Origin of the sequence: Rhizorhabdus wittichii, assembly GCF_017607425.1 — a bacterium.
GTDB classification, from domain to species: Bacteria; Pseudomonadota; Alphaproteobacteria; order Sphingomonadales; family Sphingomonadaceae; genus Rhizorhabdus; species Rhizorhabdus wittichii.
The window spans coordinates 3,431,603-3,454,170 of record NZ_CP059319.1; the positions used below are offsets into that span (position 1 = coordinate 3,431,603).

The following is a 22,568-nucleotide window of genomic DNA, read 5'->3' on the forward strand; positions in this document are numbered from 1 at the left end:
GGCCGGGGTCTCAGGCGGCTCCTGCCTCGACCTCATCGCCCCTCTCCCGAGACCCCGGCCTCCGCCGGGGTGACGGTGGAAGCTCCTCCCCCGCCGGCAGCGTGAACACGAAGCGCGCCCCCTGCCCCCGGGCGCTGTCGACGCCGAGGTCGCCGCCCATCGCGCGGGCGAGCCGGCGCGAGATGTAGAGGCCGAGGCCACTGCCGGTGCCGTCGCGCAGGCCGAGCCGCTCGAACCGCTCGAAGATGCGTTCCTGGTCGTCCTCGCCGATGCCGTCGCCCGCGTCGGCGACGATCACCGCGGCGATGTCGCCCTCGCGCTCGCAGCGTATCCAGATGCGGCCGCCGGGCGGCGAATGGCGGATCGCGTTGCTCAGCAGGTTGATCAGCACCTGCAGGACGCGGCGGACGTCGCCCAGCGCGGTCACCGGCGCGCCGGCGGGGCCATCGATCGTCACCTCTTCCCCGGCCGCGCGCATGCCGAGCAGCGCGGCGGCGCGCTGGGCCGCCTCGACCAGGTCGACGCGGTCGGCCTCGGGCCGGAAATCGGCGCGCTCGATCGTCTGCAGGTCGATCAGGTCGTCGACCAGCGCGAGCAGATGGCGGCCCGCCCCGGCGATGTCCTCGGCATAGCTGGCATAGTCGCGCCGCACCGGCCCGTCGCCGCGCCCCGAAATGCTGTCGGCATGGGCGATGATCCGGTCGAGCGGCCCGCGCATCGCCTGGCCGAGCTGGTTGCCGAACGCCTCGTCGAGCGGGGCCGGATCGGGCAGGCGGCCCCGGGCGGCCTCGCGCGTCGGGCGGCGGCTGACGAGCAACTGGTAGCCGCCGAACCCCTCGGCCTCGCCGAGCAGCGGGACGCCCGCGATCCGCACCGGGATGCCGGCGCCGAGGCGGAAGACCGCGTCCTCGTCCTCGAAGCGGGCCGCGCTCGCCGCCGCGGCGACGATGGTCGACACGCCCTCCCCCGCCTCGCTCAGCGCGAACAGCGCCTCGATCGGCTGGCCGACCGCGCCGGGCAGGTTGGACGGCGGATGGGTGACGCGCAGCATCGCGTCGGTCTCGACGATCCAGTCGGCGGTCGCCCGGCTGAAGTCGCGCCAGCGCAACGCCTCCAGCGCGGGCGGCGGCTGGATCGCGGGCATCTCCTGCCAGCCGGTGATGGCCAGTTCGGTGCCGCCGCCGTCGGGGCGCACGCGCACCCACAGCTCGACGTCCTGGTCGCCCTGCGCCGCGATCACCCGGCGCGACAGGGCGATGCCGAGCCGCCGCGCCAGCCGCGCGACCGAGGAGAGCTGCGGCACCGCGAGCATCCCGCCCGGCACCCCGCCGGCGCGCTCGTGCAGCCGGAACAGCGGCGGATCGGCCTCGACCAGCCGGCCCCGGTCGTCGACCCGGCCGACGACCGGGCGCAGGCCGTGGGGGGCGTTCATCGCCGCCGGCCGCCTTCGCCGATCTCGATCACGGCGCGGCGGTAATTGGGATCGAGCCGCCAGATCAGCACCGCCTCGGCCGCCTCGCGCCGGCCGAGCGCGTCGAACGCGTCGGCGCGGGCGACGATCGCCTCCTCGTCGGCGCCCTCGGCCGATCCGATCCGCCACAGCATCGTCACCGCCGCCTCGCGCCCGCAGTCGATCGCGCGCAGCACCGTGCCCAGCATCATCCCCGACGGATCGGTGATCATCGACCAGACGCCCGCCGAATCGATCCCCGCCCGCCGCGCGACCGCCGCGGTGAACAGCGCCAGCCAGCCTTCCTCCAGCGCGTCGACGAGCAGCGCGTCGTCGATCAGCCCGGCCGCATCGAGCAGCGCGGCGAGCGCGTCGGCGCGGCCCTCCAGCGTATCGGCGTCGTCATGCTCGGCGAGCAGCGCGCGCACCGCGGCGGCGAGCAGCAGGTCGGCCTGGCTGTCGGGCAGGCCGTGGTGGCGGATCAGATAGTGGCGCAGCGCCGCCGCCACCGCCCAGAGCAGCTTGCGGTGCGGCCCGGGCGGCAGGTCGGTCCGCGCCAGCGCGGGATCGCCGAACGGATCGTAGCGGCGGCTCTCGGCGACCAGCAGCGCCATCGTCGCCTCGGCGATCGCGGCGTCGCCGAGGTCGAGCAGCCGCTGCGCCAGATCGGCGACATGATAGGGCGAATCGCGGCCCAGCATCAGCGCGAGGCGATGCTCGTCGACCCGGCGCAGCATCGCCGCGACCAGATCGGCCTCGCGCAGCAGCCGCGTCCGTTCGAGCAGCGGCTGCGCGATCGGCATCGTCGCCGATCCGAGCGCGGCGAGCAGCTCGGGATGGGGCTCGTCGGCCAGCGAATCGATCAGGCGGATGCGCAGGTCGTCCTCGATCGCGCCGATCAGCGCGCGCATGAGTTGCGCGATCTGGGCGCGATGCTGGTCGGAAAGATCGGGGCCGTCGGACCGGAACAGGTCGCCGGCGGCGCGGCCGACCCGGCTTTCGACGCTGTCGAGGGCGCGCGCGGCATCGGTGAGCCAGCGCGCGGACGCGGGCCTCCCCATCTCCTGCCGTTCGTCCTCGAGCCCCATCATGCTTCGTTCATATCGAAATGTCGTTAAATCGAAGCTAAACCCTCAACTGTCACAAATACGCGCGCCCTTCCACGCCGTCGCGAATCTTTCGACGAAGGACAAGACGGCATAGGCGGTGAGCGCGGCGAGCATCCAGCGCCAGCCGCCCAGCACCGCGACCGCGGGGGCCAGCCAGACCAGCGCGTCGGCGCTCGCCAGCCAGCGCGGCGACGGCGACGGCCGGATCGCGGCGACGATCGTCTCCAGCGCGCCCGCACCGGCCAGCGCGGCGGGCAGCAGCGCGGCGACCAGCCACCAGCCCCAGCCCCCCTCGTCCACGAGCAGCCGGGCGAGCAGCAGCAGCGCCGCCAGCGCCGCGGCATGGCGGGCGAGCGCGACCAGCGCGGTCGGTTCGGCGACGCCGCCCCAGATCCGCGCCATGCGCCGCGCCGCCGAAGCGGTCGCCGCCGCGAGCGGGAGCAGCAGCGCCGCCCCCCAGAACAGCTTGAAGCCGGCGAGCAGCGCCGCGAACCAGGCAATCCCCACCGCGACGCCGGCGACCAATCGCTGGTCGATCTGCCGCGCGATCAGCGGGCCGATCAGCGGCCCCGCGACCAGCCGGTGGAGGTAGAGCTCGACCCAGTTGCCCTCGCCCGGATCGGCGCGGCGCAGCAATCCCGCCTCGATCGTCCCGATCGCGGCCGGGCCGATCGCCAGCACCGGCGGCGGCAAGGGTCGCTCGCCGCTGGGATCGAGCGCGGAGATGCGCGCCGCATCGTCCTGCACCAGCCGGCGCAGCAGCGTCGAGGTCAGGTCCCAGTCGCCGAGCATCCGCGCGGTCGCCTCGAGCAGCGCCTTGTCGAGCAGCGCATAGCCCGCCCAGCGCTCGGCCGCGTCGATCCGCTCGAACGCGGCATGGTCCTGGTCGTCGGGCAGCGCGAGCAGCGCGGACCCCTCCTCGGTGCCGGCCAGCGCGTCGACCGCGCCCTGCGCCGCGACCGCGCCGTCGGCGACCAGCAGGATCTTCTCGGACGGGTGGAAGCGGTCGATCGCATCGGCGACGCTGCGCGCGATCTCGATCCGCGCGCCCTGCCGCCGCAGCCGGTCGACCGCCTGGGCGAGCACCGCCGGCACCCGTTCGACCAGCACGACGATGTGCGCCGCCCCGGCCGCGATCGCCAGGCCGGCCTGATGCTCGATCAGGGTGCGGCCGGCGAGCGGCAGGGTGGCGCGGAGCCCGTCGCCAATATCGGTCTGGTCCTGCGCGGCGATCAGCGCGGCGAGCGGCAAAGTTCGGTCCCCCTCGGCAAGCCGACGGGGATAGAGTCAGTCGGGCGATTCTGCAAAGCGGAATGGCGTCCGGACTGTTCGGTTTTGGAGCGATCCGTCGCGGATTCGCGTCAGCGGCAGGCCGCCAGCGCATCGGCGACCGCATCGAGCAGCAGCGGATCGGGCCCGGCATCGGCCGCGCGGGCGGCGGCGGCCATCAGCTCGACCATCCCGAAGCTGGCGGCGAGGCCCTGCAGCTTCAGCGCCTCGTCGCGCCATGCCGCGACCCCGTCGGCCCGCGACAGCGCGGCGACGTGCCGGGTCGCCGAAGCGAGGAACAGCGCACGCAGCTCGGCGACGACGGCGGCGTCCCCGCCGACCGTTTCGGCCAGCATGCGGTCGAGGGCTCCGGGAAACATGCTCATCGTCGCATAAGGAGACGAGAAGAGTGAAGATTCGGTTAGTCGAGGCTATCGCGCGACTCGCGATTCCTGTAGACGGGTAGGGCATGGGGAAGGCACCGCATCCGCTGGATCGCTGGCGGGCCGCGAACGCGGCCGAGGCGGATGCCGTTCGCGCCGCCGCCGCGACCGATGCGCCCACCGAAGAGACATCCGCGCCAGAGGGCGCCGAAGATGGTGCCGACGCGGGCGAACTGCTGCTCGGCGCGCCCGACGACGGAGCGCCGGTGCTGCCGGCCCGGCGTGGCGGGGACATCGCGATCGGCGCGGCCCTCGGCCTGATCGGCGCGGGCTGGATCGGTTTCCTGGTCGGCGGCGTGGTGCCGACCACGCCCGACCTGCCCGCCATCGCCAACAGCATCGCGCTGGCCTGCGGCCCGCTCGCGCTGCTCGGCATCCTCTACATATTGTTCCAGCGCGGCGCGCGGCGCGAGGCGGCCCGTTTCGGCGGGACGGCGCTGTCGATGCGGGTCGAGGCCCGCCGGCTCGAGGAAGCGGTCGCCCGGGTCACCGCCGCGCTCGACGAACGGCGCGACGCGCTGGGCAGCCACACCGCCGGCCTGCTCGACGAAGGCCAGCGCGCGGCCGAGAAGCTGCAGCAGATCAGCATGGACATGCGCGACGAGACCGACCTGCTCGCGCGCCAGACCGAGCTGCTCCACAACGCCGCCGGGATCGCCCGGTCGGACATGAGCGGGCTGATGCTCGACCTGCCGCGCTCGCTCGACATGGTCAAGGAAGTGTCCGACCTGATCGGCTCGATCGGCGGATCGGCGCGCGACCATGCCCAGGGCCTGTCCGACGCGCTGTCGGCGATCATCGCGCGCAGCCATGAGGCGGACGAGATGATCGGCGCCGCATCGGGCCGGCTCGCCACCCAGATCGGCCGGATCGAGACCCGCACCGAACGCACCACCCGCACGATCGAGGAGACCGCTTCCGCGCTCGGCCATGTGATCGACGCGACGCTCGACAAGACCGCGCTGGCGATCGAGCAGACCCGCACCGGGCTCGACGCGCAGCGCGCGGCGATGGCGGCGATGATCGACCATGGCCGCGCCGCGCTCGACGAGGCCGGCACCGCCGCCGCCGCCTCGATCGCGCAGCGGCTGACCGACATGAGCGGGCTGTCCCAGACGCTGTCGCAGCAGCTCGCCCAGCAGGACGAGGACGCCCGCCGGCTGTTCGCCAATCTCGAACATGCGCTGGGCGCGATCGAGAGCCGGTTCGAGGCGCTCGGCGCGACCGGCACCGAGCAGACCGCCGACCTCGCCGAACTGATCGTCACGCTGAGCGAGCATGCCGACGGCCTCGGCCAGGCGGTGACCAACAGCCTGGCCGGCGCGCGCACCCTGACCGACCGCGCCAACGCGCTGCGCATCGCCTTCGACGCGATCATCGGCAATGTCGAGCGCGACCTGCCGCAGGTGATGAGCAAGGTGGAGAGCGAGGCCGCGCGCGGCGACGCGACGATGCGCGCCGTCACCGCCCAGGCCGAGCAGCTCAACCAGACCGTCGAGCGCGCGACCGACCGGCTCGGCTCGGCCGACACGATGATCGACCGGCAGCGCGAGGCGATCGCCGGGCTGGGCGACCTCGCCGCCCGCCGCATGGCCGGGATCGCCGCCGAGGGCGACGCGCTGCTCGAACGGCAGCGGGCGCTGTCCGACGCCTTCGCCGAGGAGGCCAATGCCCGGCTGGAGGCCCTGCGCGACCATTCGAACGAGCTCGGCCGCCTGATCGGCGAGAGCGAGGCGAACATGCGGTCGCTGTCGGAGCTGTCGGGCAGCCGGCTGATCGACGCGATCCTCAAGGTGCGCGAGACCGCGTCGGAGGCGGCGCGCGGCGCCCGCGAGGCGCTCGAATCGATCATCCCCGACGCCAGCGAGAAGCTGGCGCGCAGCGGCGCCGAGGCGATCGAGCGCGCCTTCGGCGACCAGATCACCCAGCGCATCCACCTGATCTCCGACACCGCCGAGGCCGCCGTCGCCGCCGCCAACCTGGCGAGCGAGCGGCTGCTGACGCAGATGCTGTCGATCACCGAGGCCGCCGCCTCGATGGAGAAGCGCGTCGCCGATGCCGAGATCCAACAGGAGCATGTCTCGCAGGAGGCGGTCAGCCGCGAGGTCGCGATCCTGATCGAGCATCTCAACTCGGCGGCGATCGACGTCGCCAAGCTGCTGTCGCACGACGTGCCCGACGGCGCCTGGAAGGCCTATCTCCACGGCGACCATGGCGCCTTCACGCGCGCCGCCGTCCGCCTGCTCCGCCGCGACGAGGCGGCCGGCATCGCCCAGCTCTACGACGGCGACGGCGAGTTCCGCGAGCATGTGAACCGCTACATCCACGACTTCGAGGCGCTGCTGCGCCGCGTGCTCGCCAGCCGCGACGGCGGCGCGCTGGCGATGACGGTGCTGTCGTCCGACATGGGCAAGCTCTACGTCGCGCTCGCCCAGGCGATTGAGCGCCTGCTGATCTGATTTCTCTCACCGTCGCCCCTGCGGAGGCAGTGGCCCCATGTCTCTCATCAACCCGATGGCCATCGGGGAGCGGGCAGACATGGATGCCTGCCTCCGCAGGCATGACGGGAGAATGAGATTGAACCCCCGGCCAAGCTGCGCCACAAACCCGGCCATGGCGGGCGACATCAAACTCCACGACAGCTGGCGCGATCCCCTGGCGGAGGAATTCTCCTCCCCCTATATGGCCGCGCTGCGCGAATTCCTGATGGGGGAGCGGGCGAAGGGCAAGCGCATCTTCCCGGTCGCCAGCGACTGGTTCCGCGCGCTCGACCTCACTCCGCTCGACAAGGTTCGCGTCGTGATCCTGGGACAGGACCCCTATCACGGCCTCGGCCAGGCGCACGGCCTGTGCTTCAGCGTCCGGCCCGGCGTCGCGCCGCCGCCCAGCCTGGTCAACATCTACAAGGAACTCGACAGCGATCTCGGCATCGCCCGGCCCGCGCACGGCTTCCTCGAACATTGGGCGCGGCAGGGGGTGCTGCTGCTCAATTCGGTGCTGACGGTCGAGATGGGGATCGCCGCCTCGCACCGCGACCGGGGGTGGGAGAAGTTCACCGACGCGATCATCCGGCTGGTCAACGCCAAGCCCGATCCGGTCGTGTTCATGCTGTGGGGCAGCTATGCCCAGAAGAAGGCGGCGTTCGTCGATTCGACCGACCGGGGCGGCCGCCACCTCGTCCTGAAGGCGCCGCACCCCTCGCCGCTGTCGGCGCACAACGGCTTCTTCGGCTGCCGACATTTCTCCAAGGCCAACGCCTTCCTCGCCGAGCACGGCATGGCCCCGATCGACTGGGCGCTGCCGCCGGTCGAAGCGGCGGCCTGAGCCCCGTCCGGTGAGCAGCGTCGACGCCGGGCTGATCGCAGCCTGGCTCGCGGCGCGGTCGATGGCGCGGGACCTGCCGGCGCCGGTGCCCGATCGCGGCGGCTGGCGGGTCGACACCGGCCTGCCGGCAGAGACGCGCCGCCATGTCTTCGCCGCCGCCTGCCCCGGCCTGGTCGAGCTCGGCGCGACCGTCGCCGAGCCGCGGGTGCTGCTCAAGCTCGCCGCGCCCCATGCCGAACTGGCGGCGCTGCTGCCGCCGCGCTGGCGGCTCGAGCCGCTCGCTCATGTCATGACCTGCGCCGACGGCTTCGGCGCCGGCGGCGCGCCCGACCTGTCCGGCGGTTACCGGTTGTCGGTCGCGCGCGACGGCGACCGCGCCTTCGCCCGGATCGCCGCCCCCGACGGTGCGCTCGCGGCAAGCGGCCATGCCGCCGAACGCGACGGCGTCTTCATCTACGACCGGATCGTGACCGAGGCCGCGCACCGCCGGCGCGGGCTCGGCCGGGCGCTGATGCTCGCCCTCCAACGCACCCGCCGCTCGCCCGCCGCGCGCCAGGTGCTGACCGCCACCGCCGACGGACGCGCGCTCTACGCCTCGCTCGGCTGGCAGGTGCATTGCCCGTGGAGCACGGCAGCGATCCCGGAATAGGCGCTCGCCCGCTCCGCCGGCATGACGACCAGATATCTATCGGAAACGCTTCACGCCGCGCGGTCGAGCAGCGGCCCCATCGCGACGATGTCGCCGGCGCTGAAGATCATCTCGCCCGGCGTCGCGCCCTCGACCGCGTGGAAGAAGAAGGGCGTCCCGAAGCTGTCGCCCTCGACGAGCTGCGCGGCCATGTCGGCGGCGACCGCCATGACGAGATCGGCCTGCGCGCCGCTGTCCGACGGCACGGTCGCGGTCAGATGATGGTCCATATAGGTCCGGTAGTCGGCGAGCGTCGTCTCCGGGCGGTACATATAATTGAGCTCGCGATAGGGTTCGCCCGGCCATGGATAGATGACGTAGCGCATCTCGAGCTTGCGGAAGCCCTTCGGGAATTGCCGGTGGACGACCTGGCAGACCGCGCAGTCCTTGTTGGTGAACATGTAGCAGACGCCGTCGGACGCCGCCTCGCGCGCGGGCTCATGGATGCTGGGCAGCATGGCGAGCTGATCCCAGAAGGGGGCCAGCTCCTTCTGGAAGCCGGCCTGCGCCACGATGCCCGGCGTTCCCGCCACGGCAGCACGACCCGCGAGCAACAATCCCGGCACGGCGGCCAGCAGGCTGCGCCTGTTCAACATGAAAGGTCCCCCGACCTGTGATCGCGAAGCAACCCGCCCCATGTAGCGCTCGCCGGGCTCGGTGAACAGCATCCCCAGGCCCCCCTCTTCGTCATTCCCGCGAAGGCGGGAATGACGAAGAGGAAAAGGGAGGGCGAGCCCTACCCCTCCAGCGCCCAGCGGCCGAGCTCGACATGCTCGGTCAGTCCGACGAGGCTGTGGATCAGCACGAAGTCGTGCGCGCGCCAGCTGATCGGCAGGATCGGGCGGCGCTGCCCCTCGGCCTGGCCATAAGCGAGGGTGACGTGCGGCTCGAAGCGGAAGCCGCGATTGGGCCAGATGCCGGCATCGGCGATGGCGAGCTGGAGCTTCTGCTGGAAGGTCTTGAGCACGGGCATCGGCTCGCCCGGCTTGAGGCAGGTGACATGGCCGTTGCCGACCACCTCGGCCAGCGCCACCCGGAGCGCCGGCCCGCCGACCTTCGCCGCCGCGCCGCGCAGCGCGTCGACGATCCCCTGGGTCGGCGTCATCGGCAGGTCGAGCGACCAGAGGGTCAGGTGCAGCCGGTGATCGAACACATGACTCTTCGCCACCCCGATCCCGCCGCGCACCCCCGCGATCTCGGCAACCGCTTCCGCGCTGGGCTTCAGCGCGAAGAACAGGCGGTGGAGAATGATCTCGTCGCTATCGTCGAAGGACCGCAGAAGACTCATGATGTTTCTCCTTTGTTCCGATCATCTACAGGAAAATCGATCGGAACGAAAGAAGAACTTCAAGGAGGCCCGTCGACGCCGGCCGATGAGCCTCCTTCCATCGCGACCCGCCTACTCCGCCGCCGGCAGATAGATCTCCCCGCCCTTCTCGCGGAACACGTCGCTCATCGCGCGCATGCCCGCCTCGGCGTCGCCGGCCGCGATGAACTGGTCGGCCGGGGCGTTCCTGGTGGCGGCGAAGTCGCGGACCTCCTGGGTGATCTTCATCGAGCAGAATTTCGGCCCGCACATCGAGCAGAAATGCGCGGTCTTGGCGCCTTCGGCCGGCAGCGTCTGGTCGTGATACTGCTCGGCCGTGTCGGGATCGAGCGACAGGTTGAACTGGTCGCGCCAGCGGAACTCGAAGCGGGCGCGGCTGAGCGCGTCGTCGCGCAGCTTGGCGGCCGGGTGGCCCTTCGCCAGGTCGGCGGCGTGGGCGGCGAGCTTGTAGGTGACCACGCCGACCTTCACGTCGTCGCGGTCGGGCAGGCCCAGATGCTCCTTCGGCGTGACGTAGCAGAGCATCGCCGTGCCGAACCAGCCGATCATCGCCGCGCCGATCGCCGAGGTGATGTGGTCGTAGCCCGGCGCGATGTCGGTGGTCAGCGGCCCGAGCGTGTAGAAGGGCGCCTCGCCGCAGGCTTCGAGCTGCTTGTCCATGTTCGCCTTGATCTTGTGCATCGGCACATGGCCGGGGCCCTCGATCATCACCTGCACGTCGTGCTGCCAGGCGATCTGGGTCAGCTCGCCCAGCGTCTTGAGCTCGCTGAACTGCGCCTCGTCATTGGCGTCGGCGATCGATCCGGGGCGCAGGCCGTCGCCCAGCGAGAAGGCGACGTCATAGGCCTTCATGATCTCGCAGATCTCGTCGAACCGCTCGTAGAGGAAGCTCTCGCGGTGGTGCGCCAGGCACCATTTCGCCATGATCGATCCGCCCCGGCTGACGATGCCGGTGACGCGCTTGGCCGTCATCGGGATGAAGGGCAGGCGGACGCCGGCATGGATGGTGAAATAGTCGACGCCCTGCTCGGCCTGCTCGATCAGCGTGTCGCGGAAGATTTCCCAGGTCAGGTCCTCGGCGATGCCGCCGACCTTCTCCAGCGCCTGGTAGATCGGCACCGTGCCGATCGGGACCGGCGAGTTGCGCAGGATCCATTCGCGCGTGTCGTGGATGTTGCGGCCGGTCGACAGGTCCATCACCGTGTCGGCGCCCCAGCGGATCGACCAGACCATCTTGTCGACCTCGGCCGCGACGTCGGAGGCGACCGCCGAATTGCCGATATTGGCGTTGATCTTCACCAGGAAGTTGCGGCCGATCGCCATCGGCTCCGATTCGGGATGGTTGATGTTGCTGGGGATGATCGCCCGGCCGCGCGCCACCTCGTCGCGGACGAATTCGGGGGTGACGAAGTCGGGGATCGCCGCGCCGAAATCCTCGCCGTCGCGCAGCAGCTTCTCCTTGAGCGCGGCGCGGCCGACATTCTCGCGGATCGCGACATATTCCATCTCGGGCGTGATGATGCCGCGCCGGGCATAGTGCATCTGGCTGACATTCTGCCCTGCCTTCGCGCGCAGCGGGCGCCGCACCACGTTCGGGAAGGGGGTGACGCCGCCCGACCGGTCCGGCCCCTTCAGGCCGTTGTCCTCGGGCTTGATCGCGCGGCCCTCATAGTCCTCGACGTCGCCGCGCCCGAGAATCCAGTCGCGGCGCAGCACGGGCAGGCCGGCCATGATGTCGATATGGGCGTTGGGATCGGTATAGGGGCCGGAGCAGTCATAGACGCGGACCGGCGGCTCGCCCGACGACGGCTCGAGCGCGATCTCGCGCATCGCGACGCGGACGCCCTGAGGCCCCTCGACATGGATCTTGCGCGATCCCCGGATCGGACCGGTCGTCACCTTCATCTCGGTGCGCGCGGGAATATCGGCCATGTCACGTCTCTCCATTAGGGCTCGTGAACGAGGGAGGAGAGACCGCTGGCGGCGTTCCCTCCCTACGCCGGTGCGAGCCGGATCAGGTTCAGCGGGTCGTGGGCATCGCAGCGCCACCTCTCAGCCCTTATGTCCGGTCCCGGCCGACAAGCGGCCGGGTGGGGGCTCCCCGGGGATGTAAACCATGGTAACGAAAGATCGGCCTGAACGAAAGAGGCGTCTGCAAGGCTGGCATCGTCGGGCGGCTGCTCTATAGGCTGGACGTCATGAGCGGCGTCATGTGCGATCTCGCCATCATCGGCGGCGGCCTTTCGGGCGGACTGATCGCATTGGCCGCGCGCCGGGCGCGGCCCGATCGCCGCGTCCTGCTGATCGAGGCGGCGCCGACGCTGGGCGGCGCGCACCTCTGGTCCTTCCTCGACAGCGACGTGGAAGCGGAGGACCGGCCGCTGCTCGAACCGCTGGTCAACTATGGCTGGCGCGAGTTCGCGGTGGTCTTCCCGCTCTACAAGCGGGCGCTGCCCTTCCCCTTCTACAGCATCCGTTCCGACCGGTTCGACGCGGCGCTGCGCGAGGCGATGCCGGCCGAAAGCATCCTGACCGGGCGGCGCGCGCTGGGCGTCGCCCCCGACGGGGTGGTGCTGGAGGACGGGACGCTGATCGGGGCGGGCGGCGTGATCGACGCGCGCGGGCCGGGCGACCTGTCGCTGCTAGACCTCCATTACCGCAAGTTCGTCGGCTATGAGCTGACCCTCGACGGCCCGCACAGCGTACGCCGCGCGACGCTGATCGACGCCGCCGCCGATCCGGCCGAGGGCTTCCAATATATGGAGATGCTGCCGATCGAGAACGACCGGCTGTTCATCGAGGATGTCCGCTACGAAAGCTGGCCGGAGATGGACATGGCCGACCATGGCAACCGCATCGTCAACCATGCGGCGCGCTTCGGCTGGCGCATCCGCAGCTCGGCGCGCGGCCAGGCGGGCGTCCTGCCGATCGCGCTGGGCGGCGACTTCGCCGACTATTGGCGATCGGGCGGCGAGGGCGTCGCCAAGGCGGGCCTGCGCGCCGGGCTGTTCCACCCGGTCACCGGCAATTCGCTGGCCGATGCCGCGCGGGTCGCGCGGCTGGTCGCCGAAGCCGACGACTGGTCGGGCGCGGCGCTCCACGCCATGCTCCACGACCATGCCGCGCGCGCCTGGGCGAAGCGGGCCTATTATCGCCGCTTCGCCACGCGGATGCTGCGCGACACCCCGCCGGCGGAAGGCTACAGGATGCTCGAAAGCCTCTATGCGATGGACGCCGACCTGATCGCGCGCTTCCACGCGATGCGCCTCGGCTTCGCCGACCGCATGGCGCTCAGCCTCGGCGAGGGGCCGATGCCGGTCGGGGCGATGTTCCGGCGATGACCCCGCTCCGCGCGCTCTGCGTCTTCTGCGGGTCGAGCCCCGGCGTCGATCCCGTCCACGGCGTCGCCGCCCGCGCGCTGGGCGCCGCGCTGGCGGAGGCGGGGATCGACCTCGTCTATGGCGGCGGCCGGGTCGGCCTGATGGGCATGGTCGCCGATTCAGTGCTGGCCGCGGGCGGCCGGGTGACCGGGGTGATCCCCAAGGCGCTCGCCGACCTCGAGGTCGCGCATCTCGGGCTGACCGAGCTGCACGTCGTCGGATCGATGCACGAGCGCAAGGCGATGATGGCCGACCGCTCGGACGGCTTCATCGCGCTGTCGGGCGGGATCGGCACCTTCGAGGAGCTGTTCGAGATCTGGACCTGGGGCCAGCTCGGCGACCATGCCAAGCCGGTCGCGCTGCTCAACGTCGCCGGCTTCTACGACAAGCTGGCGGGCTTCCTCGACGACGTCGTCACCGCCGGCTTCCTGCGCCCGGCGCACCGCGCGATGCTGATGGTCGACGACGATCCGGCCGCGCTGGTGCGGCGGATGCGCGACCATCGGGCGCCGCTGGTGGCGAAGTGGATCGATCGCGCGGAGCGGTAGTTTGTTTGGCCTCAAGCGCCGGCGGTCGCATCCGCGACCCCACGGCTCGCACGGCGAGCCGATCTCCGCCTACGGACTGCCCCCGGCAGTCCGCGGACCGGCTCCGATCCTCGCATAAGCTCGGGCGGCCGTTCGGCCTTGCGGGACGCTGACGCACCCCGTTCCACCGCAAGATCGCACGTTCGAGGATGAGGACGAAAGCCGTCTCCCACTCATTCATTGCGCATCAAGGCGCGGCGGCGCACAAGCCGGCCGGTTTCGTTCCAGGAGCGCCATGAGATGCCCCGCCCGTCCCGCCTGATCCTGCTGCCGCTCCTCGCCGTCGTCGCCGGCTGCGCCACCGTCTCGCCCGAGGCGCGGGTGCGCAGCAAGCTGATCGAGGCGGGCATCCGCCCCCCGGTCGCCGGCTGCATGGCCGAGCGGATGGTCGACCGGCTGTCGCTGGTCCAGCTCAAGCGGCTCCAGTCGCTCGGCGGGCTCGGCAACCACGACGTGCGCGGCATGAGCATCGACGAGCTGGTCCACCGCCTGCGCGCGCTGCAGGATCCGGAAATCGTCTCGGTCGTGCTCAAGGCGGGAATCGGCTGCTCGATCGCGAGCTGATTGCGCGCGCGAAAGATTCTCTATCGCGGCGCGGCGCCCGATTCGCCTTGTTGGGGTTTTCAACGCCGCGCTTTCATGCTTAAGCGCCTGCCGATCCGATCGGCTTTCCAAGGGACGCTCACGCATGAACATCCACGAATATCAGGCCAAGGAACTGCTGGCGAAGTTCGGCGTCGCGGTCCCCGCGGGCCACGCCGCCCTGACCGTCGACGAGGCCGTCGAGGCCGCCAAGAAGCTCCCCGGGCCGATCTGGGTGGTCAAGGCGCAGATCCACGCGGGCGGCCGCGGCAAGGGCAAGTTCAAGGAACTGCCGGCCGACGCCAAGGGCGGCGTCCGCCTGTCCAAGTCGATCGACGAGGTCAAGGCCAACGCCGCCGACATGCTCGGCAACACCCTCGTCACCATCCAGACGGGCGAGGCCGGCAAGCAGGTCAACCGCCTCTATGTGACCGACGGCGCCGACATCAAATCCGAATATTATCTGTCGATGCTGGTCGACCGGAAGACCGGCCGCATCGCGATGATCGTGTCGACCGAGGGCGGCATGGACATCGAGCAGGTCGCCCATGACACGCCCGAGAAGATCCGCACCATCGTGATCGACCCGGCCGAGGGCTTCCAGCCGCACCATGGCCGCGCCGTCGCCTTCGCGCTGAAGCTGAAGGGCGATCTCAACAAGCAGGCGGTCAAGCTCGCCGAGCAGCTCTACAACGCCTTCATCGCCACCGACATGTCGATGCTCGAGGTCAACCCGCTGGTCGAGACGACAGACGGCAAGCTGCTTGTTCTCGATGCGAAGGTCAGCTTCGACTCGAACGCACTCTATCGCCATCCCGACATCCTCGCGCTGCGCGACGAGACCGAGGAGGACCCAGCCGAGATCGAGGCGTCTCAATATGATCTCGCCTATATCAAGCTAGACGGCGACATCGGCTGCATGGTCAACGGCGCCGGCCTCGCCATGGCGACGATGGACATCATCAAGCTCAACGGCATGTTCCCGGCCAACTTCCTCGACGTCGGCGGCGGCGCCACGAAGGAGAAGGTGACCGCGGCGTTCAAGATCATCCTGAGCGACCCGGCGGTGAAGGGCATTCTCGTCAACATCTTCGGCGGGATCATGCGCTGCGACATCATCGCCGAGGGCATCATCGCCGCGGCGAAGGAAGTGAACCTGTCGGTTCCGCTGGTCGTCCGCCTCGAAGGCACCAACGTCCAGCAGGGCAAGGACCTGCTCGCCGGTTCGGGCCTGCCGATCGTCGCCGCCGACGACCTGGGCGACGCCGCCCGCAAGATCGTCGCCGAGGTGAAGAAGGCGGCCTGATCGGACCGTCGCGGGCCGGCCGGATCACAAGCGTGTTTTGCAAAATAGTAATTCGCAATTTCGCAATTTCGCATTTGATTTGGCCGGCCGGAGCGGCAATGGCGATCGGGCACTGGCCGTTTCCCTGACCGGATCGGCCACTCATGGATATGGATACGGCCTCCCCAGGGCAGGTGCCAAAGGCCAAGGAGTGAAGCTATGAAGGTCCTCGTGCCCGTGAAGCGGGTGATCGATTACAACGTCAAGCCGCGCGTCAAGATGGACGGTTCGGGCGTCGATCTCGCCAACGTCAAGATGTCGATGAACCCGTTCGACGAGATCGCGGTCGAAGAAGCGATCCGCCTGAAGGAAAAGGGCGTCGCGACCGAGATCATCGCCGTCTCGATCGGCGAGGCCAAGGCCCAGGAAACGCTGCGCACCGCGCTGGCGATGGGCGCCGACCGCGCGATCCTGATCGTCAGCGAGACCGAGGTCGAGCCGCTCGGCGTCGCCAAGCTGCTGGCGAAGGTCGTCGAGGAGGAGGCCCCGGGCCTCGTCATCCTCGGCAAGCAGGCGATCGACGACGATTCGAACCAGACCGGCCAGATGCTGGCGGCCCTCACCGGCCGGCCGCAGGGCACCTTCGCCTCCAAGGTCGAGGTCGAGGGCGACACGGTCAAGGTGACGCGCGAGGTCGACGGCGGCCTCGAGACGGTCAGCCTCAAGGCGCCGGCGATCATCACCACCGACCTGCGCCTCAACGAGCCGCGCTACGCCTCGCTGCCCAACATCATGAAGGCGAAGTCGAAGCCGCTCGCGCAGAAGACCCCCGCCGACTACGGCGTGGACGTCACCCCGCGCCTCAAGACCCTCAAGGTGTCCGAGCCGCCGAAGCGGCAGGCCGGCATCAAGGTCGCCGACGTCGATGAACTGGCGGCCAAGCTCAAGGCTCTGGGAGTTGCGGCATGAAGACGCTGGTTTGGGTCGAGCATGAGGCCGGCGCCGTCAAGGACGCCACCCTCTCGGCGGTCACCGCCGCCTCGAAGCTGGGCGAAGTCCACCTGCTGGTCGCGGGCGAAGGGGTCGGCGGCGTCGCCGATGCCGCCGCGAAGATCGCGGGCGTCGGCAAGGTCCATGTCGCCGACGGCGCCGCCTATGGCCATGCGCTGCCGGAGAATGTCGCGCCGCTGGTCGTCGAGCTGATGGGCCATCACGACGCCTTCGTCGCGCCGGCCACCGCCAACGGCAAGAACATCGCGCCGCGCGTCGCGGCCCTGCTCGACGTGATGCAGGTCTCCGAGATTCTCTCGGTCGAGAGCGACGACACCTTCACCCGCCCGACCTATGCCGGCAACGCGATCGCGACCGTGCAGTCGTCGGACGCCAAGAAGGTGATCACCGTCCGCGCCACCGCCTTCGAGAAGGCGGCACGCGAGGGCGGGTCGGGCACGGTCGAGGCGGTGTCGGGCGCGGGCGACGCCGGCCTGTCGAGCTTCGTCGGCGCCGAGATCAGCAAGTCCGAGCGTCCCGAGCTGACCTCGGCCAAGGTGATCGTCTCGGGCGGCCGCGCGCTGCAGAACAGCGAGAACTTCCACACGATCATCGAGCCGCTCGCCGACAAGCTCGGCGCGGCGGTCGGCGCCAGCCGCGCGGCGGTCGACGCGGGCTATGTCCCCAACGACTATCAGGTCGGCCAGACCGGCAAGATCGTCGCCCCGGAAGTCTATGTCGCGGTCGGCATCTCGGGCGCGATCCAGCACCTCGCCGGCATGAAGGACTCCAAGACGATCATCGCGATCAACAAGGACGAGGAAGCCCCGATCTTCCAGGTCGCCGACATCGGCCTGGTCGGCGACCTCTTCAAGGTCGTGCCGGAGCTGACCTCGAAGCTCTGATCCGATCGACCGGAACAAGCGAAAGGGCGGGCGCCGAACGGGCGACCCGCCCTTTTCTTTTGGCGCCCCTTCCTCCCCTCACGTCATCCTGGCGAAAGCCAGGATCTCCCTTCTCTTCATCGCTCCTGCCGTAGCGTGGAAAGGCAGGGAGATCCCGGCTTTCGCCGGGATGACGAGATAGGGCCGGCATGACGGGAAGCGGGGTCAGATCATCCTCGGCCACAATCGCGCGATCGTCCGCACCGATGCCTCGGCGGCGGCCCGGTCGGGGGTCTCGTTGTCGTCGTTGAAACCGAAGCGGTCGTCGGGCCCCATGTCCTGCACGACGATGCCGTCGCGGCGGCCGAGGACGCTGACATTGTCGTAGAACAGGCCATAGTCGACCCCGGCCTGGGGCAGCAGCCAGGCGATCTGGCCGCGCACCGGCACCAGGCTCTCGTCGCGGAACAGCGCGCGGGCGCCATAGCCCGTGCAGTTGATGATCACCTTCTCCCGCAGCCGGCCGAGATCGGACGGCTCGTGGAACTCGGCGGTCTCGATCCGGCCGCCCGCCGCCAGGAAATCGCTGGTGAGCAGATGGGCGAGCCCGGCGACGTTGAACGTCATCTGGCTGTTGCGCAGCGCATAGCCGGTGGCGAAGGGGTGGGTGCCGGGACCGAAGACCTGCGAGCGCGGCGAGATGTCGGCGATCAGATCGCCATAATGGGCGAAGCCCGCCACCTCGGTCGCGCGCCCCGCCGCCCGCATCGCCTCGGGCGCGAGGTCCGACAGGGTATAGCGATCGCTCCACAGCACCGGGTCGCCGGGCAGGCCGACATAGCTCTGCCAGGTCGCATAGCTGGCATGGGCCATGCCGCTCCACAGCGCGGCGAAGCCGGGGCCGGCGGCGTTCGCCATCGCCACCCGTGAATCGGGCGTCCAGCTTCCCGTCGCGCGGGCCGAGCGGACATCGGGGAAACGCTCTTTGGCGTAGATCGCCACCTTCGCCCCGGCGCGCTGCGCGGTGATCGCGGCGGTGAGGCCGAGCGCGCCGGCGCCGATCACGGCGATCTCGCGCGGGCCGTCCGCCATCGCCTGGGCGACGGCGAGCTGCGCCGATCCCCAGCTCAGCGACCAGCCGCTGCCGCCATGGCCGTAATTATGGACGACCCGCTTGCGGCCGACCTGCTCCGCCTCGATCCGGGGGCCCGCCGCGCGGAACGGCCGCAGGCAGACGGTGATGCGGAAGATGCGGTCCGGGTTGGCGCGGATCGGCGTCACCGGCCCGATCGGGTCGAACAGCGACTGCGCCGCCTGCGCCATCAGCCGGCCGGGCCCGACCAGGCCCGCGCCCCCGAGCCCGAGCGCGCCCCGCAGGAGGAAATGACGTCTGTCCATGGCGATCCCGATCATCAAGCTGGTTGAAGGACGCCCCCTCTCCCGGATCGAGCATAGTCGCGCGGCACGGGCAAGACCCGCCGGAACAAATATCGCTGTTCCGGGTTCGTAAGGACAGCAGTGATCTCAAATATAGACCGGGGAGAACCCCATGCTGATCCATATCATTATCGTTCTGATCATCGTCGGCGTTCTGCTGTGGCTGATCAACAACTACATCCCGATGGACGGGAAGATCAAAAGCATCCTCAACGTGGTCGTGGTGATCGTCGTGATCCTGTGGCTGCTCCAGGCCCTGGGCCTGCTCAGCGGTGTCGGCATCTAGAGCCGTACCGCGATTTCCGAACCGGCAGATGTCTCCATCTGCCTGGAAATCGCTCTGACCCCATTCCCCGGCGCTCTCTCCGGCCTTCCCCTTTCCCGGAGAGAGCCTCGGGGAATCGTTCCGCATTCTACCGTCACCCCAGCCTTCGCTCGGGTGACGGATGGACGGTCGCACCGTCGAGACCCGGCGGAAGCGCGGAGCGCCTCCGCCATAGGGGATCAGCGGGTCGCCTGGACGGCGGCGCCCGGCGCGGCGCCGGTCGGCAGCAACGGCCGCTCGCCGTCGCCGACGATCGCGAAGGCCGACCAGTAATAGGGATGCGAGGTGTTGGCGTCGTCCATCAGGCCGAGCTGCGCCTGCCGCATCGCGGTCGCCATCGGCGTTCCCGGCGGCGCCGTGAACAGCCCGCTGATCAGCCGCTTGGTCGCGTTATAGTCGTCGGGCACCGGCCAGTGGCTGGCGATCACGGTGCGGGCGCCGGCGCCGACGAAGGCGCGGACGAGGCCGTCGAGCGCGAAGTTGCCGCCGGTCGTGATGCCCGCCTCGCGGGTCGCCGAGACGGTCGCCATGCCAGCCGTGTCGCAGGCCGACAGGATCACCACGTCGGCGTCGAGCTTGAGGTCGAAGATCTCCTTGAACGACAGCAGCCCGTCCGAGGTGCCGCCGCCGAAGCTGGTCAGTAGCGCCGGGCGCGCCGGGCATTCGGGGCGCGGCGCGGTGACGAGGCCGTGGGTCGCGAAGTGGATGATGCGATATTCGTTGAGGTCGCTCATCCCCATGATCGTCGAGTCGGAGAAGGCCGCGTCGATCACCAGCCGCGACTTGTCCGCCCCGATGATCCCGCTCGCCAGATAAAGCTCGGACGCGGAAATCGGATTGTTCCAGTTGCCGAGCGGCCAGGCGCAGGGATCGGCCATCGCCGGCGGCGGGACGAACAGCGGGTTGAGCGCCGGCCGGGCATTCTCGCCCAGGCCGAGATAGGCCTTGATCGCCTTCGAGCTGGCGACGTCGCGGCCGTCGACGAACGAGCGCGGGCTGACCACGGTCGAGATGTCGCGGTCGCGGCCCAGCCAGTTGACCCCGCGGAAGTCGAAGTCGTCGGCGTTCGGCTTCTTCAGCCGGCCCAGATAGGCGTCGACGCCCGCCTGGTCGATCGGCAGCAGGTTGGCCGGAAGCTGGAGCAGCGGGCCGTCGGGCTCGAAGATGAGGTTGGTGACCTTGTGCATCTCCGCGTCGACCGGGCCCATCAGGGTCAGGTAGAGCTTGCGGGCGAGGACGACGTCGAACGGATAGGTCGCGACCTGCCCATTCTCGATCTTCACCACCGAATCGCGGATCTGCGCGACGACGTCGGCGAGCTGCTTGGCCGTCATGTCGAGCTTCCAGGCGCGCGCGACGCCCTGGGCGACGAACATCGCATAGATGTCGTCGCCGACCAGCGTGACCTTGTAATAGCCGTCGCCGGGCCGGAGCGCCTTCTGCAGCTCCTCGACCGACATGGTCTGCGGCGACAGGACGCGGTAGCGCGGGAACTGGGCCAGCTTCGCCTGCAACGCGGTCTGGTCGCGCGAATAGCGGGCGAGACGGGCCTGCGCCTCGGCCAGGGCGGGGCGCTCGGCCGGGTTCGGGGTGGCCGTCATCCGCGCGATCTCGCCGGTGGCGCGGGCGATGTAGCGCGACAGCGTCACCGACTGGCGGAACAGGCTGGCCGCCTCATCGTCGCCGCCCGACAGCTCGCGGGCGAGCAGCGCCTGGGTCTGGGCGATGCCGGGGCGCAGCATCACCTGGCTCGCGCCGAACATCCGCGTCACCGCGGTCGGATCGGTCGCCGCGCGCGCCGCCAGCAGGCGGAAATAGGGCCGCAGCAGGGTCCGGATCGACGCCATCGCGCCGGGCAGGCTCTCCGCCTCGGACACGACCTGGCCGTACATCGTCGCCGCCCGGTCGGTCTGGCCGTGGCGGCTGAGGAAGCCCGCGAAGCGCGCCTTGGCGCCCAGCGACACCGCCGAGTTCGGATGCTGGATCTCGACGACCTGGAGCGCGTCGGCATAGAGGCGCTCGGCCTCGCCGACATTGCCCTCGGCCTCGGCGATCAGCCCCAGTTCGGACTGGATGCTCGCCCGCAGCCAGCCGGTGCTGTTCATCCGGCCCTCGCGGATCGCCTGCATCGCGTTGATCGCGTCGGCGAAGGCCGCCTTCGCCTTCGGGAAATTGCCGTCGATCCGATAGGCGACGCCGCGAAGCTGCAACGCCTGCGCATCGAGGATCTGCGCCTTCTCGAACGGCTGGAGCTGGCCGTCGAGCGCGCCGAGCTGGCGCATCGCGCTGCCTTCGCGGTTGAGGTCGGCGGCGATCTCGTCGCTGATCTCGCCCCGGCTCAGCCTGGCGTCGGCGACCGCGCTGCTCTCGATCTCGACGACCGGCTTGTTCAGCTCGGCGATCGCCTGCTGCACCTTGCTCTGGTTGAGATAGTGGAGCGCATGCGAGTTGCGCAATATCCGCCCGACCACCGGATCGGCGAGCGCGGATGGGGTCGCGGCGCGCGCGAACAGCGCGTCGGCGGTGCTGAAGCTGCGCTGGTTCGATTCCTGCAACGCCTGGTTGGCGAGATATTCGGGCAGGTGCGAATCCGTACTCGTGCCCGACGCGTCGCGCTCGGCCAGCGCCTCGAAGAACTCGGCCGCCTCGGCGTAGGAGCCTTCATTGTTGCGGGCATAGGCCTCGCTCAGCGCGCTGTCGCTGTCGAGCGCGCCCGCCTGGACGCGCGCGAAGGCGGCGGGATCGCCGGCCGAGGTCGTCGCGACCTGCACCTCGCCCTTGACGATCGCATCGGCGACGATCGTCCGCAGGCCGAGCTGGAGGGCGCTGTCATAACCGCCCAGGCCGTCGGCGACATAGACCGTCCGCCCCCTGGAATAGGCATAGACCTTGTAGGCGAGCTGGCTCGCGTCGACGCAGTCGCGGACCTGGACGTTGCCGAGGCCCTGGATAGAGGCATTGGCCGGCGCCTGGCAGGTCAGCGGGGTTTCGGCATGGGCGATCGCCCGCGCGACCGCGTCGTCGCCGCCCTTGCGCAGCGCGAACAGCCGGCCGACCGGAGCCGCGGCGTCGCGGCACACCACCCGATAGCCGCGGTCGAACATCGTCGACAGCACCGGGCTCGCCGAGCGGATCTGCGCGGTGCAGAGCACGCCGGTCGACCCGATCCGGAAGCTGTTGCGCAACGACAGGCTGCCGGGCTGGCCCGCCGCCGGCGCCGCCGAGGGAAGCGCGAGCGCCGCTGCCGCGAGCAGGCCGAGCCCCATGGAGAGACGGTTGATCCGCGTCACTGCTGCTTCCCTCCATCCGAGGATCGGTCTTTGTCGGACGATGGCGACGAGCCGCCCGGCGCCGGCGCCTGGCCGCCCCCGCCCGAGGACTGGCCACCGCTGCCGTCGCCGGAGGCGCCCGCGGCGCCCTCGTCGAAGATCTGGTTGCCGATACTGCCGAAAGACGGCGTCGCATCGCTGCCGCCCGGGACCGCGCCC

At 70.3% G+C, this 22,568-nt stretch carries 19 protein-coding genes and 1 riboswitch; of the genes, 10 read left to right on the plus strand and 9 right to left on the minus strand.

All coding sequences use genetic code 11. From position 1 onward, the window contains the following. Positions 1-10: 10 nt before the first annotated feature. The 4 genes from HRJ34_RS16460 to HRJ34_RS16475 form a co-directional block, all read right to left on the minus strand. A complete protein-coding gene (locus tag HRJ34_RS16460; RefSeq protein WP_208631859.1) occupies positions 11-1,432 on the minus strand; it encodes a sensor histidine kinase in 1,422 nt (473 codons plus the stop codon). Further along, positions 1,429-2,541 (minus strand): DUF2336 domain-containing protein, encoded by a 1,113-nt coding sequence (locus HRJ34_RS16465; RefSeq protein WP_029994605.1) that lies wholly within the window; start codon positions 2,539-2,541, stop codon positions 1,429-1,431. The genes HRJ34_RS16460 and HRJ34_RS16465 overlap by 4 nt, the downstream gene beginning before the upstream one ends. Before the next feature lie 42 nt (positions 2,542-2,583). Then, complete coding sequence (locus tag HRJ34_RS16470; RefSeq protein WP_012049400.1) at positions 2,584-3,810, minus strand: hypothetical protein; 1,227 nt, start codon at positions 3,808-3,810, stop codon at positions 2,584-2,586. Between the two features lie 110 nt (positions 3,811-3,920). Next, positions 3,921-4,214 (minus strand): hypothetical protein, encoded by a 294-nt coding sequence (locus tag HRJ34_RS16475; protein WP_208631860.1) that lies wholly within the window; start codon positions 4,212-4,214, stop codon positions 3,921-3,923. An 83-nt stretch (positions 4,215-4,297) separates the two neighbouring features. Here HRJ34_RS16475 and HRJ34_RS16480 point away from each other — a divergent pair, with 83 nt between their 5' ends. The 3 genes from HRJ34_RS16480 to HRJ34_RS16490 all read left to right on the plus strand — a co-directional run bounded on the left by HRJ34_RS16480 (position 4,298) and on the right by HRJ34_RS16490 (position 8,244). Continuing rightward, complete coding sequence (locus tag HRJ34_RS16480; RefSeq protein WP_208631861.1) at positions 4,298-6,730, plus strand: hypothetical protein; 2,433 nt, start codon at positions 4,298-4,300, stop codon at positions 6,728-6,730. Between the two features lie 154 nt (positions 6,731-6,884). Next, positions 6,885-7,595, plus strand: a complete 711-nt coding sequence (ung, locus tag HRJ34_RS16485) for a uracil-DNA glycosylase (protein ID WP_208631862.1) — start codon at positions 6,885-6,887, stop codon at positions 7,593-7,595. A 10-nt stretch (positions 7,596-7,605) separates the two neighbouring features. Beyond that, positions 7,606-8,244 carry a GNAT family N-acetyltransferase gene (locus HRJ34_RS16490; RefSeq protein ID WP_226948819.1) on the plus strand — a complete coding sequence of 213 codons (639 nt, stop codon included), beginning with the start codon at positions 7,606-7,608 and terminating at the stop codon, positions 8,242-8,244. A gap of 50 nt (positions 8,245-8,294) precedes the next feature. On the opposite strand, the gene HRJ34_RS16495 is transcribed toward HRJ34_RS16490, so the two are convergent. From HRJ34_RS16495 to thiC, 3 genes are all read right to left on the minus strand, one after another. Further along, entirely contained in the window at positions 8,295-8,879 is a 585-nt protein-coding gene (locus HRJ34_RS16495) for a permease (protein ID WP_226948820.1), read from the minus strand. A gap of 140 nt (positions 8,880-9,019) precedes the next feature. Further along, the gene (locus tag HRJ34_RS16500) at positions 9,020-9,571 is read right to left on the minus strand and encodes a 2'-5' RNA ligase family protein (protein ID WP_012049394.1); all 552 of its coding nucleotides are present in this window, start codon (positions 9,569-9,571) and stop codon (positions 9,020-9,022) included. Between the two features lie 111 nt (positions 9,572-9,682). Continuing rightward, positions 9,683-11,542: a phosphomethylpyrimidine synthase ThiC gene (gene thiC, locus HRJ34_RS16505; protein WP_208631864.1), complete on the minus strand. Its 1,860-nt coding sequence runs from the start codon at positions 11,540-11,542 to the stop codon at positions 9,683-9,685. Between the two features lie 42 nt (positions 11,543-11,584). Continuing rightward, a riboswitch (TPP riboswitch) is annotated at positions 11,585-11,724 on the minus strand. Between the two features lie 84 nt (positions 11,725-11,808). Here thiC and crtY point away from each other — a divergent pair. The 6 genes from crtY to HRJ34_RS16535 all read left to right on the plus strand — a co-directional run bounded on the left by crtY (position 11,809) and on the right by HRJ34_RS16535 (position 17,339). Next, entirely contained in the window at positions 11,809-12,951 is a 1,143-nt protein-coding gene (crtY, locus tag HRJ34_RS16510) for a lycopene beta-cyclase CrtY (RefSeq protein ID WP_012049392.1), read from the plus strand. Further along, positions 12,948-13,538: an LOG family protein gene (locus tag HRJ34_RS16515; protein WP_012049391.1), complete on the plus strand. Its 591-nt coding sequence runs from the start codon at positions 12,948-12,950 to the stop codon at positions 13,536-13,538. Before crtY ends, HRJ34_RS16515 begins: the two co-directional genes overlap by 4 nt. Before the next feature lie 279 nt (positions 13,539-13,817). Continuing rightward, the gene (locus tag HRJ34_RS16520; RefSeq protein WP_012049390.1) at positions 13,818-14,141 is read left to right on the plus strand and encodes a hypothetical protein; all 324 of its coding nucleotides are present in this window, start codon (positions 13,818-13,820) and stop codon (positions 14,139-14,141) included. A 124-nt stretch (positions 14,142-14,265) separates the two neighbouring features. Next, positions 14,266-15,465 carry an ADP-forming succinate--CoA ligase subunit beta gene (gene sucC, locus HRJ34_RS16525; protein ID WP_012049389.1) on the plus strand — a complete coding sequence of 400 codons (1,200 nt, stop codon included), beginning with the start codon at positions 14,266-14,268 and terminating at the stop codon, positions 15,463-15,465. A gap of 198 nt (positions 15,466-15,663) precedes the next feature. Continuing rightward, a complete protein-coding gene (locus HRJ34_RS16530; protein ID WP_012049388.1) occupies positions 15,664-16,413 on the plus strand; it encodes an electron transfer flavoprotein subunit beta/FixA family protein in 750 nt (249 codons plus the stop codon). After that, complete coding sequence (locus HRJ34_RS16535) at positions 16,410-17,339, plus strand: electron transfer flavoprotein subunit alpha/FixB family protein (protein WP_012049387.1); 930 nt, start codon at positions 16,410-16,412, stop codon at positions 17,337-17,339. The genes HRJ34_RS16530 and HRJ34_RS16535 overlap by 4 nt, the downstream gene beginning before the upstream one ends. 204 nt (positions 17,340-17,543) lie before the next feature. Here HRJ34_RS16535 and HRJ34_RS16540 read toward each other — a convergent pair whose 3' ends face one another. Then, complete coding sequence (locus HRJ34_RS16540) at positions 17,544-18,731, minus strand: FAD-dependent oxidoreductase (RefSeq protein WP_226948821.1); 1,188 nt, start codon at positions 18,729-18,731, stop codon at positions 17,544-17,546. 136 nt (positions 18,732-18,867) lie between these two features. Here HRJ34_RS16540 and HRJ34_RS16545 point away from each other — a divergent pair, with 136 nt between their 5' ends. Next, complete coding sequence (locus HRJ34_RS16545; protein ID WP_012049385.1) at positions 18,868-19,041, plus strand: Thivi_2564 family membrane protein; 174 nt, start codon at positions 18,868-18,870, stop codon at positions 19,039-19,041. Between the two features lie 218 nt (positions 19,042-19,259). On the opposite strand, the gene HRJ34_RS16550 is transcribed toward HRJ34_RS16545, so the two are convergent. Next, positions 19,260-22,370, minus strand: a complete 3,111-nt coding sequence (locus HRJ34_RS16550) for a CHAT domain-containing protein (protein WP_226948822.1) — start codon at positions 22,368-22,370, stop codon at positions 19,260-19,262. Between the last annotated feature and the right edge of the window lie 198 nt (positions 22,371-22,568).

Excerpts from the sequence above, each read along its gene's own strand:
- HRJ34_RS16515 (WP_012049391.1), top strand. The coding sequence starts at position 12,948 with ATGACCCCGCTCCGCGCGCTCTGCGTCTTCTGCGGGTCGAGCCCCGGC.
- HRJ34_RS16540 (WP_226948821.1), bottom strand. The coding sequence starts at position 18,731 with ATGATCGGGATCGCCATGGACAGACGTCATTTCCTCCTGCGGGGCGCG.
- HRJ34_RS16475 (WP_208631860.1), bottom strand. The coding sequence starts at position 4,214 with ATGAGCATGTTTCCCGGAGCCCTCGACCGCATGCTGGCCGAAACGGTC.
- HRJ34_RS16520 (WP_012049390.1), top strand. The coding sequence starts at position 13,818 with ATGCCCCGCCCGTCCCGCCTGATCCTGCTGCCGCTCCTCGCCGTCGTC.
- thiC (WP_208631864.1), bottom strand. The coding sequence starts at position 11,542 with ATGGCCGATATTCCCGCGCGCACCGAGATGAAGGTGACGACCGGTCCG.
- HRJ34_RS16530 (WP_012049388.1), top strand. The coding sequence starts at position 15,664 with ATGAAGGTCCTCGTGCCCGTGAAGCGGGTGATCGATTACAACGTCAAG.
- HRJ34_RS16545 (WP_012049385.1), top strand. The coding sequence starts at position 18,868 with ATGCTGATCCATATCATTATCGTTCTGATCATCGTCGGCGTTCTGCTG.
- HRJ34_RS16535 (WP_012049387.1), top strand. The coding sequence starts at position 16,410 with ATGAAGACGCTGGTTTGGGTCGAGCATGAGGCCGGCGCCGTCAAGGAC.
- ung (WP_208631862.1), top strand. The coding sequence starts at position 6,885 with ATGGCGGGCGACATCAAACTCCACGACAGCTGGCGCGATCCCCTGGCG.
- sucC (WP_012049389.1), top strand. The coding sequence starts at position 14,266 with ATGAACATCCACGAATATCAGGCCAAGGAACTGCTGGCGAAGTTCGGC.
- HRJ34_RS16500 (WP_012049394.1), bottom strand. The coding sequence starts at position 9,571 with ATGAGTCTTCTGCGGTCCTTCGACGATAGCGACGAGATCATTCTCCAC.
- HRJ34_RS16465 (WP_029994605.1), bottom strand. The coding sequence starts at position 2,541 with ATGATGGGGCTCGAGGACGAACGGCAGGAGATGGGGAGGCCCGCGTCC.
- HRJ34_RS16495 (WP_226948820.1), bottom strand. The coding sequence starts at position 8,879 with ATGTTGAACAGGCGCAGCCTGCTGGCCGCCGTGCCGGGATTGTTGCTC.
- HRJ34_RS16460 (WP_208631859.1), bottom strand. The coding sequence starts at position 1,432 with ATGAACGCCCCCCACGGCCTGCGCCCGGTCGTCGGCCGGGTCGACGAC.
- HRJ34_RS16480 (WP_208631861.1), top strand. The coding sequence starts at position 4,298 with ATGGGGAAGGCACCGCATCCGCTGGATCGCTGGCGGGCCGCGAACGCG.
- crtY (WP_012049392.1), top strand. The coding sequence starts at position 11,809 with ATGAGCGGCGTCATGTGCGATCTCGCCATCATCGGCGGCGGCCTTTCG.